Source organism: Microbulbifer maximicatervae (SeqCode) (genome assembly GCF_052468095.1).
In genome coordinates, this window is record NZ_CP174332.1 from 3,050,747 (window position 1) to 3,064,025 (window position 13,279).

Here is a 13,279-nt window from a genome sequence, read left to right on the forward strand (position 1 = left end):
TGGCGTCAAAAAAATACAATTAATCCGTGTAAATCTTCTCCATCATTTCTTTCACTTCCGCCTGGTATAGTCGCAATGCCTTTAACAGCTCAAGCCTGAATAGCGGCATATAAAGCAAGTACACTAGCTGATATATTGGGTTCGCAGAGTGCATTTTGAAATAACACTGTCTCTCCCAGTGACTTGCCCCACCCTTCATTTCGGTAATGGTGTAACTGAAATGGCCCGTGATGTGTTTAGTAATTGGTAAAAATAATAGAACCAGCGCACCACCGTAAATCGTCTTCCCCTCCCAGGAAATCTTATTGGGCCGCTCATAATTTATTAATTGATGCTTCATTACGTGGTAGCCAGTAATCCCCCAATATTTTTCGATCGCTACGCTACCTACAGTGGACTTATCGCCCCCCAGATTGTATTCCGCAAATAAAGTGTTCGGATATTTGCTTTCCCAATTTCGTAGGTCTACCACATAATCAAACAAGGCTTCGGGTGGGGCTTGTATAATGGCCGCATTTTTGTAGAAGTAGGACTTGTCTTTAAAATACAGCACCAGGCAAATCAACACATACAGAATAATTACCGCATATATGATGTCTAGTATCATCAACTGCCTCCACCACTAAAAAACTTAATACCGGCACTGATATAAATGAACTAGAAAGTCACAAGCCTAATTATAGAAGAATAAAAAAATGCCATAGCTTTACGGCCTGAATTCAAAATAAATAAAGATAACAATCAACTTGAGAGGGGCGATTAAATCCTCGCAGAAGTGGACATAAACTTCATGGCCAATCGGTCTGTAAATACCGTCACCCGGCGCGGCTGGGCCCGGCTTGGAGGGAACAACATTTGAAGTGGTACCGGCGGTGGAGTGTACTTTTCTAACAGGCGAACCAGCCTGCCCGCCTGAATATCCGGCCCTACATCCAGTTCCGATTTTAAAATAATGCCACTTCCCTTCAGGCACCACTGACGAGCCAGTTCCCCGTCATTGGTCACCCGGTCACCGCGCACCACCACAGTTTGCTCACTTCCCGATCCATCGCAGCCGCCGAGAAAGCGCCAGTGGTTATCCAGATTTTCACCGAAACGCATTACCAGACAGTTGTGACCCTTCAGGTCCCCGGGCTTTTGTGGAGTACCTCGCTCTTGTAAATATCTGGGAGAAGCGCAGAGGATGCGCTGCTTTTGGCTCAAGGTCCTGACCCGAAGTGAACTGTCGGTGATTGCGCCGAAACGCAAGGCAATATCAATACCCTGACCGACAATGTCCACATAACCATCCGATAACAGCAATTCAATAGAAATAGTCGGGTGATCCAGTAAGAAGCGGTCAATTTCCGGGGCCACAATCGCACGCCCCAAGTCGCAGGGGGCACTTACGCGAATGCCACCGGACAGGGTCTGTGCTCCTAATCGAATACGGCTTTCAAGGTCATCCACTTCACCCAGAATCTGTTTAGCACCCTCAATCAGGGTACGCCCTTCCTCTGTCAGGCTAATTGCCCGGGTTGTTCGATTCAATAACACCACACCGAAGTGCGACTCCAATGCCGCAAGGCGCTCGGAAACCCTGCTGGAAGATAGGCCCGAGTCCCGCGCTGCGGCGACCAGACTACCTTTATCAACAATTTGCAGGAACAACTTGAGATTATCTATCAGCATTGATCGGAAATATCGAATATTAATTTCTATTAATTGCAGTTTATCCGGTAAATCAAAGCAACCACAATACCCCTATCGCAGCCACTACTGCACAGTCACAAACTTACACCAGGGAGTTTCGGTATGGATAACAGTATTCGCATCGGACACATTGCGCTCTCTTTCCACGAGGCCAGCGCCCGGGAAGTCGCCAAGGTTCTTGAGGCTCACGGCCACCAAACCAGCTTCAAGTCCGCCCCCCATGAGGCGGCCTTCGAGCTGTTAAAAAACGGGGAAATCGACCTTTTAACTTCGGCCTGGCTGCCCTCCAGCCACGAGGTCTACCTGAATCCCCTGCTGGACCAGGTCGAAAAAGTGACCGTGCTGTATGAGCCCTACTGTATCTGGGGTGTGCCGGATTATGTGCCCGAAAAAGCAATTGCCAGTGTTGATGACCTACTCAGCGAACCCGCTCTCACCCGTATGGATCGCCTGATCCAGGGAATTAATCCCGGTGCCGGTATTAGCCGCTTTTCCACTGAAATGATTCATGCCTATGGTCTTGATAAGGCAGGTTACGAATTCCGACCGGGAACAGAAGCAGACTGCTTCAACCGTTTTGAAGACGCCGTAGCGCAGGAGCGCTGGGTAGTGATTCCCTTGTGGCACCCGCAATTTCTCCACAACCGCTACACCATCCGCGCACTAAAAGAGCCCAAAGGGCTTCTCGGCACTCAAGATAAAGCAACGCTCATCGTGCGCAAAGATGCCAAACAGAAAATTGGCAGCGCCGCCCTGGCTGCCCTGTCCCAGCTTTATATCGGCAACAAAAAGCTCAGCGCCTTGGAAGATGCGCTGCGCAAACAAGCCAAAAACTGAGACACAGTAAAATTTAAGGAAGTCGCAATGAAGTCCCCAAAAATACTATTTGCCGCTCTGGCTCTTGCAGGTGTTGGCAGCTTAGCCACCAGTGTCACTCACGCAGCTGAAGCGGAGTCCCTGCAAACAGTCACTGAATTCAGCGAATCCCGCGCTGCCGGTGTCACTATCACCCCCAATGGCCGGGTACTGGTCAGCATGCACCCACTGGATGCGCCAAAACTAAAAGTACTCGAGGTAATGGCCAACGGCTCCAAGCAACCCTTTCCCAATCGAGATTGGGCGGATGGGCCTGAACAGGGTGAAGTGGGCTTTGGATCAGTAATTGGCATTCACTCTGACAGCAAAGGCATCGTCTGGATCTTGGATATGGGCGGTGAAAATACACCCGTCCAACTTGTCGCCTGGGACAGCGTCAATAATAAACTGCACCAACAGATTGAAATTTCCAAGTCAGCATTAGTAGAAAATCTATTTCCGCAGGATTTTGCCCTGGATGAAAAGCGCCAAAAAATCTACATCGCCGATATGTCCTTCGGTAATTTTAACGGCGCGACCAAACCGGCAATTATTGTCGTCGACCTGAAAACCGGACGCTCTCGGCGTGTACTGGAAAGCGCTAATGAATTTATGCCGCCAAAGCAGGATCTCATCATCGGTGGAGTTTTGCTAGCGGCTAAAACTGAAGGTGATACGAATAAAAGCCTGCACTTTGGTCTCAATCCCATTGCCCTGGACGACAAGTCTGAATGGCTCTACTTTGGCAGTCTCAGCGGCGATAAAATCTTCCGCCTTCCTGCTGCGCAGTTGGCGGACGCCGATATTTCCGAGAGTAAACTAACCGCACAAATTGAAGAGTTTGGCCCCAAAAACCCCAGTGATGGCATTGCAATGGCACCGGAAGGTGGCGTGCTGGTTACCGACCTGCAGAATAACGCCATTGGACTGACCACCCAGGGCAATTACCAAATCCTGCTACAGGACAAACAACTCTCTTGGCCTGACAGCCTCGCTATTAGCAATGGCTGGGTATATATCACCCAGGATCAGCTTCACCAGCATCCTGCTTTCAGTTCTGGCCTTGGTAATGCCAAGCCACCCTACAAGCTGATGCGCTTCCGCTACACTCCATAAACTCCCTCTCACCGCCAGGAGATAGTTACCCTGGCGGTTTTTTATTAACGTCGAAATAAATTCACCAGTAAACTCAATACCAAACTAACGATAATCATCGATACAATTGGAAAGTAAAAACGGGTGCGCCCCGACTCCACACGAACATCTCCCGGCAAGCGCCCGAACCAGCTGAATAACCCTGGGGAAAAGTGCAATAGCACCCCAACCAACACTAAAATTATTCCTGCGATAATCAACCAGCGGGACATCTATTCACCTCCCTACAGAATGATTTAACACCCTGACAATTACCCTGGCGTACTGCCTGGACATTCCCCAGTGACTACTCTATCTATGCTCAATCCCGAGACAAATCGATAGAGGCCATGTGGTGAAATACCTCCTTAGTGTAGTTGTCACAACCTGCATCTTTTTTAGCACTGCTGCCAATAGCCAGGGTAATCCTTTGATTTCCCGGGGCACTATCCCGCTCGCCGAAGAGGTTACCCTTACTTCAATCGCCGGCCCACTTGAATACCCTTGGGGTATAACCAGCCTGCCTGATGGAAGTTTTCTTATCACCCAGCGCAGCGGACAACTCAGAATTGTAAAAGATGGAAAATTATTGGCGGACTCTATCAAGTTTCCAGCAGAAATCTTGTTTCTTGGCCAAGGGGGCCTACTGGATATCGCTGTGAGCCCCACCTTCCCTCAAGACCAGATGCTCTACTTCAGTTATGCCATTGGCAATATGGACAACAACCGACTTGCCATTGGTCGGGCTAAATGGAATAACGGCAAGTTGGAAAACTTTGAAGAGATATTCAAGTCCGCGCAGGGTAAAAATAACGGCGCACACTTCGGTTCCCGGCTCGCCTTCCTACCTGATAAAACATTGCTGGCTACCGTTGGCGATGGCGGTAATCCCCCACAAGAATTCCTCGATATTTTTGCCCGGGAACAGGCCCAAAACCTACAAACCCACTTCGGCTCTATTATTCGTATTAATGGGGACGGTTCAATTCCCGACGACAACCCATTCAAAAACCAAGCAGATGCCCTGCCGCAAATCTGGAGCTTTGGCCACCGCAACCCCCAAGGATTGGTGATCGATCAACAAAGTGGAGAGATCTGGTCCTCCGAACACGGCCCCGCTGGAGGCGATGAATTGAACCGCCTCAAAGCTGGCAGTAACTATGGCTGGCCAAGGGTCACTTTTGGTCGGGACTACCGGGATGGTTCCAATATAGCCTTCAAAATCGAGGATCCAGAATTTACCTCGCCCGCACTGGCCTGGCTCGATACCCACGCCCCTGGAGGACTGGCCTTCTACACCGGCAATGCCTTCCCCGAATGGAAAGGACGGCTTATTTCCGCCGGATTAGTTAGCGAAGATTTACGGGTCATTCAGATAAAAGATGATGCCGCTATTGGCGAGCTAAGGATACCTATTGGGGAGCGCGTACGCGACGCAGAAGTTGGCCAGGATGGCAGTCTTTACATATTGACCGATGGCCCCAAAGGCCGTTTACTGCGCATAGATCCAGCAAAACAATAACTCGAACTTCAAGATATTCGACTAGTTGGGGCGAGGTTCAAAAGTCGCCCTATAAGGCAAGCTATCTATGCGTTTTTTCCTCCCCCTTTCAGCCACTCTACTTATGGCCACCTCACTGTGTGTTCAGTCCACCACTCTGATTCACAATGTTTCCGGCTACCAAACTACTGATGATCAACTACTTACGTTCGATGCTTTAGCCTTTGATCAAGGTAAGGTACTGGCAACTGGAAGCTATCAACAGCTGGAAAAGCAATTTCCTACAGCCGATAGAATTGATGCGCAAGGTAAAACCCTACTTCCAGGCCTAATTGATGCCCACGGCCATATGCTGGGCCTGGGCCAACTCACCGGGGAATTGGACTTACGCGATCACTCCCTTGCACAAGCACTCTCAGCCATCAAGAAGTACGCCCGGGATCTGGGGCCCGACGAATGGCTATCGGGCCGTGGCTGGAACCAGGTTACCTGGCCCAACAAAGCTTTCCCAACCCATAAACAACTAGATAAATTGGAAATCAAGCAGCCAATTTGGTTGCGCAGGGTCGATGGCCACGCAGGTTGGGCCAATTCCAGGGCCCTGGAGTTAGCGGGGATCGACAAGGAAACCCAATCACCAGATGGCGGTGAGATTCTACGGGATGAAAACGGCAACCCGACAGGCATCCTGATCGATAACGCCATGAGCCTGATGTACAAGGCGATACCCGCACCTACTTTAGCCCAGGAGAAAAAGAACCTACAAAATGCATTTACCACCGCTCTCTCCCTGGGATTAACCAGTGTGCATGATGCGGGTATCAGCGAACAGACCCTGAACGCCTACCGAGACCTGGCAAATAAGAAAGCCATCCCGTTGCGTATTTACCCCATGCTTTCAGTAGATAGCCACAACTATGCCCAGTTACTTCAGGCGGGGCATATTGGAGAGCCATCGGACCGGCTGTATATGCGCAGCATCAAACTTTCCGCCGATGGCGCCTTGGGAAGCCGAGGCGCTGCCCTGCTGGAGCCCTACCACGACCGCCCTCAGGAAAAGGGGCTGCTGCTCTACCCGGAAGACAAAATGTTGGCTTTGCTCAAGCTGGCTACCGACAATAACTTCCAGGTTAACGTACATGCAATCGGCGACAGGGCTAACCATATCGTATTGAACCATTTGGAAACCCTAAACAAGGCAGAGAGCCAGGCTAGCTATCGTCATCGTGTGGAGCACGCCCAGGTTATTGAGGTGGAAGATATTCCGCGCTTCGCCCGGCTCAACCTGATTGCCTCTATGCAGCCCACTCACGCTACCAGCGATAAGAATATGGCCGGAGACCGCCTGGGGAATGAACGACTGATCGGCGCCTACGCTTGGCAGACCCTGCTGGAACAAGGCACTTCCATCGCCGCAGGCTCCGACTTCCCTGTAGAACCCGCAAACCCGCTTTTCGGTCTACACGCCGCAGTTACCCGCCGCGACCGCCAGGGAGACCCCAGTAAAGGCTGGCGCACAGAAGAAGCTATGACTCTGGAGCAAGCCCTGCGCGCCTTTACCCTGGATGCAGCCTATGCCAGCCATCAGGAGAAAGTCATCGGCAACCTTGAAGCCGGGAAGTTCGCCGATTTTATTTTGCTGGATAAGGATATTTTTACGATAGCTCCCCAGGAGATCTGGAAGGTACAGGTTCTGGAGACCTGGGTTGAAGGAGAGCAGGTCTACCGTAAACCCCTGTAGCCAACCACTAACCTCCATTATTCCCGCACTTCAAACCGCGAATACCGGCGAAAGTCGGTATTCGCAGAAACAACGACCGTCCCATAATTCACCAAGAGCCTTGTATTGCATTATTGCTATACTACTTTTTGTGGCTACAAGAAAACTTTATTGATAAAGCGCATATAGGTTAATGCCTCAAATAGAAACCAAATAGACCGCGCTATGAAATACATCCAAATACCCGTAAGCGACGCACCTTTGTATCTTCTACTCGAAGCAGATCCCTCAAAGAAGAAAATAGACAGCTATTTACCTGAATCCTGGTGTTTCGCAGCAATTGATGCCGGCGCTGTGGAAGGTATATGCGTAGTAAAAGAAATTGATACCGCAATCGCTGAGATTTTCAATATCTCAGTTTCTCCTGAGGTGCGGCAGCAAGGGATTGGATCAAAGCTGTTAAAGTTCTCTCTTTCAGAGCTCACCACCAAAGGAATTCACCGAATAGAGCTGGGCACTGGCACATTCGGTTACCAACTAACCTTTTATCAACGCCATGGGTTCAGGGTTGAATCTGTTGTTAAAGATTATTTTTTACACAACTATGATCAACCCATTGTTGAAGACGGAGTGCAACACAAAGATATGTTGCGACTTTCACTAGATCTTACAATTAGACGACAATAAAACTGTCTGCGGCATAGTGCCTACCCAAAATGGCAGGCTTATACCTATTAATCATCGCTCAATCATCACCCAACGCGCCGGGATCAAAGTCGTCGTAAAGCCATTCAGTTATAAGTGAAAATTTCCTTTCGCCTAATCTAACTTGACCTGCCAAACATCAACATTAAACCACCCATCTTGAATACTGTATTTATAAACAGTATACTTAAAGCGACCTAGAAAGCACCAAGGGAATACTATGCCAGTAAAACATGAATGGCGAAAAAAAGAAAAATCTCTCTATCTCCCTAAAACTCTACCTGAAGTTATCGATATCCCCAAACTCAATTACATTACTATTCATGGAGAGGGCAGCCCTGCCGAGGAGGCATTCACAAACTGTATCGGCGCTCTATATTCCTTGGCTTATGCTATCAAGATGCTTCCCAAAAAAACGGATGAGAAGCCGAGGGGGTACTTTGATTTTACAGTCTATCCATTAGAGGGAGTCTGGGACATCAATGAAAAAGCCAAAGAGAGTTATTCTGGGAAGATCAAAAAAGAAGATTTAATCTATAAGCTGATGATACGTCAGCCTGATTTTGTCGAGCTACCCTTTTTCAAGGAAATACTTAACTACGTTAAGAACAAAAAACCAAATCCACTACTGAATCAAGTTAACTTTGAGACTATTTTAGAGGGGAAGTGTGTACAAATGCTCCACTTAGGGAGATTTGAGGATGAGCCTATCAGCTTTGAGAAAATGGAAGCCTTTGCTAAAGATCAGGGCTTAAATCGCCTATCCAAGGTACACAAGGAAATTTATCTTTCAGACACAAGAAAAGTTGCACCGGAAAAATTGAAAACCGTATTAAGGTTTCGGGTTAGCTAAATAATGGCTTATTTTGACCCCCACAGCCAACTTTTATCATCAGATCCCCCCAGTATCCCAAACCCTATTTTAGTACCAGCTATACACTAACTCTTATCAAGAAACCCTCCAATTCTGAAAGCCATTTATTAAGTTATACACCGGGATTATATTCAAGGTGTTTATGTTTCCAGCTAAGTTAATTAGCGCCTGCGGCTAAACAAGTAAAAGAACTTCACAGAGGGTGAGATCAGAAACCAGCTGAAATACTCACAGACCAAGTTAAATCAATAAAAAAAGCCGCATCGAAGGATGCGGCTTTTTTGTCACGGGGACTATTGCAAATTAGTCCTTAACAGCTACCGTGCTCGCTTTCTTTTCAGGGATCGGGAAGCCACGATCGCGCATTAATGCTTCGATATTGGCATCGCGACCACGGAAAGAGCGGTATGCGTCTGCCGGGTCCAACGCATTGCGAGGAGCGAACAAGTATTTCACCAGTCTCGCAGCTACTTCCCTATCGTAGAAGCCGCCTTTGGACTCGGCGAAAGCCTCAGAGGCATCGGAGGTCAGCACATCGGCCCACATGTAGCCGTAGTAGCTGGCCGCATAGCCTTCACCGGAGAAGATATGACCAAAATGAGGAGAACGGTGGCGCATCACCAGTTCATCCGGCATACCCAGCTTCTTCAAAGTTTCACGTTCAAACTTGTCTGGATCGATACCTTCAGGATCAGCAGTGTGGAATTTCATATCCACCAGTGCAGATGCCAGGTACTCAGTAGTGGCAAAACCTGAATTGAACTTAGCCGCCTTCTTGATCTTCTTCACCAGATCCGCAGGAATCGGCTCACCAGTTTTGTAGTGCACCAGATAATTGTCGATAACCGCATCGGTAGACAACCAGCGCTCCAGCAGCTGAGACTGGAACTCGGTGTAGTCACGCACACCGCCATTTAAGGTCGGATAAGTAACGTTGGACGCGAGGAAGTGCAGCGCATGGCCAAACTCGTGGAAGAAAGTCTCTGCATCATCCCAACTTACCAGTACAGGCTCACCGGGAGCGCCCTTGATAAAGTTAGAGTTGTTGGAAGAGAGAACGTTCTTCTTACCATCGAAAGTGGAGTGATCGCGGTACATGGTTGCCCAGGCTCCAGAACGCTTACCTGCACGAGCAAATGGGTCCAGGTACCAGAGGCCGATATGATCGCCACTCGTCTTATCGGTAACCTCCCAGACCTTAACATCTTCATGGAATACCGGTACTGAGCCTTCCTTCACTGGAGTGAACTCAAAATTGAACAGCTCTCCAGCCACATAGAACATGGCTTCACGCAGGTTATCCAGCTGCAAGTACTGTTTAACTTCATCGGAGTTCAGGTCGTACTTGGCCTTGCGAACTTTTTCTGCGTAGTAGCGGTAGTCCCAGGGCTCAATAGTGATATTGGCTTTCTCGGCATCAGCCACAGCCTGCATATCAGCCACTTCTTCCTTCACGCGACCAACTGCCGCCGGCCATACCGCTTCCATCAACTCCATGGCGCGCTCAGGCGATTTCGCCATACGATCGCGCAGGCGCCACTGAGCGTAGTTGTCGAAACCTTGCAGGCCAACACGTTCGTCGCGCAGCTTCAGGATTTCAGCGATGATAGCGTTGTTATCGTGCTCATCACCATTGTCGCCACGGCTGTAGTAATTGGTCCAAATCTGCTTACGCAGCTCGCGATTGTCAGAGTAAGTCAGGAAGGGATCCATGGAGGAGCGGGTATTGGTAATAGCGTACTTACCTTTTTCGCCCTTCTCTTCCGCCAGGGCCGCCGCAGCAGCGACAAAGGAATCCGGCAGGCCACCCAGCTGATCTTTAGTCAGGAAGATGTCGTAGCCTTCCTCATCAGCCAGTACATTATTGGAGAACTTTGTATAGAGTTCCGCCAAGCGCTTATTGATTTCTGCATAGCGCTCTTTCTTTTCCCCTTCAAGGGTGGCGCCATTGGTTGCGAACTGGGTATATACCAGCTCGACTACACGCTTCTGCTCAGCGTCCAGGTCCATCGATTCACGCTGATCATAGATAGACTTGATACGCTTAAAGAGGGCCTTGTTCTGGTAAATCTTGGACTCGTAGTCAGCCCACAGAGGTGCCAGTTCGCGCTGAACCTCACGGAATTCCGGGGAGGACATATTGCCGGCCCAGATCCCATAATAAGAAGATGCACGCCCCAACTCTGCACCACTGCGCTCCATCGGAACGAAAGTGTTGGCGAAAGTAGGCTTGGCAGGATCGGCGGCGATGGCGTCCAGCTCCGCCAGATTCATCTCAATACCCTTCTCAATTGCGGGCTTGAGATCTTCAAGATTCATCTTGTCAAACGCAGGAACACCACCAAAAGGACCTGTCCACTCCGCCAATAGCATGTTGCTGGCGTGCTCCGGACTAACAGCCATGGACTTCTCGGCATTCACGGTATCTTTGACCACCTCAGCCTGTTGTGTCTTTTCACCACAACCGCCCACTACCGCAAGAGCTGCGGCCACGGATAGTGCGATCATTGTTTGACGCATCGGTATCTCCTCTAGGATAGAGCTTTGTAATAGTTTTAAGAGCGGGAGTTTAACCCCAGTTGGCCTATGCCCGCCAATACTACCGCCATTCTCAGCCAAGGCTGCGACAGAGTGAAGGAAATACACGACGACTTCCTTCAGCTTTGACCATATGGTCTAGGCGTCCCAGCACCCACACCTCTCCTACTCAACGATCCCCTCTGAAGTAACCAAATCAGTAAATTCGACCCGAACCCCCTACCCGGTCAAAATCAGCTTATTTCCGTCACCGCTGGAATCTCACTTAAAACTCAACATAAATAAAGCCTTCAGCAGCCAGCTAATACAACTCCACACCTTTGCTTACCTTTTGAAAATAAAAGTGCGCTGTCTTGCAGCTAAAACTGAGCCTTTAAATCAGAGGAGTTTTGGAACAGCAATCAAAATTTCACTTACAACAGTAAACGACCTATAAAGCCGCACTTAAACTCAACACAAACAAACACATTTAAATATATTTAGAAAAACCTATTCCCATTCATAATTAGGTGGGAACTTTTCTTCTACTCACAAAATCCTCTCCAACATAAAAGTCACGATTACTGGAAATATTTCCCCATAAGAAAATGCAATTAGCGACAATCCGTAAAATTATCAGAATATTTACCACATATATCAATGAAATTCGGAAATAAAGCTAAGGGCGCTCAATAAACTCAACCACCTTATGCAATTTTTTATAATTATTTCCATTAAAAAATACTATTAAAACTTCAAAACAATATTTATCTAATCAAGACAGATCGGGCAATATTTAAACGAAAAGCAGGTGCTCTTTTTCAGGCACAAATAACAAATCCGGAAATCTGGCTTTTTATTTTATTTATACATTCGCTCAACTGATTAAAAGTTAGGGATAGACTCATGCAAAAGAAATCCATTTTACCACTTAGCGCAGTTATAGCAGTCTTATCAATGGGTATTGCCTCAGGCTCACAAGCTCAGGCGGTTAGCTGTGGTGACGTAATAACCTCTCCGACCACCCTCGACAGTGATTTAGTCTGCACTATTGCTGATGAATTTTCTGTCGCAATAGCAATTGAGGGGCCATCTGGCAGCCTTTCAATGGGAGATTACAGTTTGACCTGTTCCACCAATGAATTTGGCACAGGTATTATTTTACTGGAAAGTGGCGCCCGGCTTAGCGGGGGTAGCGTAATCGGTTGCGGCGATGCTGTGACTGTTGGAGGGGATGGTAACCATTTTGTTACAGGTGTCACTATCACTGATTTTGGTGATGATGCTGTATATGTCGAAAGCGATTTCAATGTGGTCAGCAACATGACAATCACTGGAGATGGGTGGGATTCCGATGAAGGTATCGATATCCAGGGTAATAACAATCTAGTCAACAACAATCTAGTTGAAAATGCTGGTGACGAAGGTATTGAAGTTGCAGGAGACTACAATACGGTTACCTTTAACGAGGTCTATTTTTCAGGAAACGATGGCATTGAAATTGACGGTATTTTTGCAAATATCACCAATAACATATCCGCCTTCAATGGTAGCAGCGGTATTGAAATTGATAGTGACAACGGCACTATCTCTCTAAATAATGTTACTGATAACGAGGAAGGGGGAATCGACCTAGATCAAGGCGATAGCAATAGTATTGTCAATAACAACGTTGTTGATAATGGCACTTATGGAATATTTATTTCGGACGATGAACCTACCAACAATACGATTTCTGGTAATTTCTCTGAGGGCCAAACCTACGACTTATTTGATGCAGTTGACTTTGATTGCACAGGCAGTAATACCTGGCAAAACAATACATTTACCACATCTGATCCCTCTTGTTTAGATTAAATACTTGAGGGAATTTACAAGCAAGCAATTCAAGAACTTATAAATAGACAACCTCCTTGTCAACCCACTTTAAACCTTAAGGCGATTCTCTTTCCCAAAAAGAGAATCGCTATTCAATTAAAATGTTGCGCACCCACAACCATTAATAAATAGTTTTACTGTCGACATTAGCAGACACTTAAACCCGCCTCAACAATAAGAGACCATATCCGACAGATTAAAAGATACAGACACCCTAAATCACTCCGCTAAATATTCTCAATAAAAAGATATCTACACTTATTAAGGGCCCTCTGATCAACGAAGCATTTTTCTAGAGTTAAGATGAACTGTTTGAAAAATCCACTTTATTACGACCAAACGCATAATTTTCGCGTAATAGTCCCCTAATTTTTCATCTGAAACCCTAAATAGGCGGGTTTCA

General features: G+C 47.6%; 11 protein-coding genes. 7 read left to right on the top strand and 4 right to left on the bottom strand.

The window, feature by feature from the left end; all coding sequences use genetic code 11:
- Positions 1-19: 19 nt before the first annotated feature.
- Together ACJJIL_RS13115 and ACJJIL_RS13120 are read right to left on the bottom strand one after the other, a co-directional pair.
- Positions 20-607 (bottom strand): SRPBCC family protein, encoded by a 588-nt coding sequence (locus ACJJIL_RS13115; RefSeq protein WP_444896778.1) that lies wholly within the window; start codon positions 605-607, stop codon positions 20-22.
- Positions 608-759: 152 nt separating this feature from the next.
- Positions 760-1,671 (bottom strand): LysR family transcriptional regulator, encoded by a 912-nt coding sequence (locus ACJJIL_RS13120; protein WP_444916162.1) that lies wholly within the window; start codon positions 1,669-1,671, stop codon positions 760-762.
- 123 nt (positions 1,672-1,794) lie between these two features.
- Here ACJJIL_RS13120 and ACJJIL_RS13125 point away from each other — a divergent pair, with 123 nt between their 5' ends.
- Together ACJJIL_RS13125 and ACJJIL_RS13130 are read left to right on the top strand one after the other, a co-directional pair.
- Positions 1,795-2,529: a glycine betaine ABC transporter substrate-binding protein gene (locus ACJJIL_RS13125; RefSeq protein ID WP_444916161.1), complete on the top strand. Its 735-nt coding sequence runs from the start codon at positions 1,795-1,797 to the stop codon at positions 2,527-2,529.
- A gap of 27 nt (positions 2,530-2,556) precedes the next feature.
- Complete coding sequence (locus tag ACJJIL_RS13130) at positions 2,557-3,663, top strand: L-dopachrome tautomerase-related protein (protein WP_445359914.1); 1,107 nt, start codon at positions 2,557-2,559, stop codon at positions 3,661-3,663.
- A 44-nt stretch (positions 3,664-3,707) separates the two neighbouring features.
- Here ACJJIL_RS13130 and ACJJIL_RS13135 read toward each other — a convergent pair whose 3' ends face one another.
- A complete protein-coding gene (locus ACJJIL_RS13135) occupies positions 3,708-3,914 on the bottom strand; it encodes a DUF2905 domain-containing protein (RefSeq protein WP_445359915.1) in 207 nt (68 codons plus the stop codon).
- Between the two features lie 122 nt (positions 3,915-4,036).
- On the opposite strand from ACJJIL_RS13135, the gene ACJJIL_RS13140 reads away from it, so the two are divergent.
- The 4 genes from ACJJIL_RS13140 (at position 4,037) to ACJJIL_RS13155 (ending at position 8,460) form a co-directional block, all read left to right on the top strand.
- On the top strand, positions 4,037-5,203 hold the full coding sequence (locus tag ACJJIL_RS13140; RefSeq protein ID WP_445359916.1) for a PQQ-dependent sugar dehydrogenase: 1,167 nt from the start codon (positions 4,037-4,039) through the stop codon (positions 5,201-5,203).
- Positions 5,204-5,270: 67 nt separating this feature from the next.
- Complete coding sequence (locus ACJJIL_RS13145) at positions 5,271-6,923, top strand: amidohydrolase (protein ID WP_445359917.1); 1,653 nt, start codon at positions 5,271-5,273, stop codon at positions 6,921-6,923.
- A gap of 204 nt (positions 6,924-7,127) precedes the next feature.
- On the top strand, positions 7,128-7,589 hold the full coding sequence (locus tag ACJJIL_RS13150; protein WP_444916901.1) for a GNAT family N-acetyltransferase: 462 nt from the start codon (positions 7,128-7,130) through the stop codon (positions 7,587-7,589).
- Positions 7,590-7,827: 238 nt separating this feature from the next.
- Positions 7,828-8,460 carry a GyrI-like domain-containing protein gene (locus ACJJIL_RS13155; protein ID WP_444916156.1) on the top strand — a complete coding sequence of 211 codons (633 nt, stop codon included), beginning with the start codon at positions 7,828-7,830 and terminating at the stop codon, positions 8,458-8,460.
- A 324-nt stretch (positions 8,461-8,784) separates the two neighbouring features.
- Here ACJJIL_RS13155 and ACJJIL_RS13160 read toward each other — a convergent pair whose 3' ends face one another.
- Complete coding sequence (locus tag ACJJIL_RS13160) at positions 8,785-11,001, bottom strand: M3 family metallopeptidase (protein WP_444916155.1); 2,217 nt, start codon at positions 10,999-11,001, stop codon at positions 8,785-8,787.
- Positions 11,002-11,904: 903 nt separating this feature from the next.
- Between ACJJIL_RS13160 and ACJJIL_RS13165 the strand changes: the two genes are divergently transcribed.
- Positions 11,905-12,855 carry a right-handed parallel beta-helix repeat-containing protein gene (locus ACJJIL_RS13165; protein WP_444916154.1) on the top strand — a complete coding sequence of 317 codons (951 nt, stop codon included), beginning with the start codon at positions 11,905-11,907 and terminating at the stop codon, positions 12,853-12,855.
- Positions 12,856-13,279: the final 424 nt, after the last annotated feature.

Coding starts and splice junctions, on each gene's coding strand:
- ACJJIL_RS13160 (WP_444916155.1), bottom strand. CDS start 11,001: ATGCGTCAAACAATGATCGCACTATCCGTGGCCGCAGCTCTTGCGGTA.
- ACJJIL_RS13120 (WP_444916162.1), bottom strand. CDS start 1,671: ATGCTGATAGATAATCTCAAGTTGTTCCTGCAAATTGTTGATAAAGGT.
- ACJJIL_RS13150 (WP_444916901.1), top strand. CDS start 7,128: ATGAAATACATCCAAATACCCGTAAGCGACGCACCTTTGTATCTTCTA.
- ACJJIL_RS13165 (WP_444916154.1), top strand. CDS start 11,905: ATGCAAAAGAAATCCATTTTACCACTTAGCGCAGTTATAGCAGTCTTA.
- ACJJIL_RS13130 (WP_445359914.1), top strand. CDS start 2,557: ATGAAGTCCCCAAAAATACTATTTGCCGCTCTGGCTCTTGCAGGTGTT.
- ACJJIL_RS13155 (WP_444916156.1), top strand. CDS start 7,828: ATGCCAGTAAAACATGAATGGCGAAAAAAAGAAAAATCTCTCTATCTC.
- ACJJIL_RS13135 (WP_445359915.1), bottom strand. CDS start 3,914: ATGTCCCGCTGGTTGATTATCGCAGGAATAATTTTAGTGTTGGTTGGG.
- ACJJIL_RS13145 (WP_445359917.1), top strand. CDS start 5,271: ATGCGTTTTTTCCTCCCCCTTTCAGCCACTCTACTTATGGCCACCTCA.
- ACJJIL_RS13115 (WP_444896778.1), bottom strand. CDS start 607: ATGATACTAGACATCATATATGCGGTAATTATTCTGTATGTGTTGATT.
- ACJJIL_RS13125 (WP_444916161.1), top strand. CDS start 1,795: ATGGATAACAGTATTCGCATCGGACACATTGCGCTCTCTTTCCACGAG.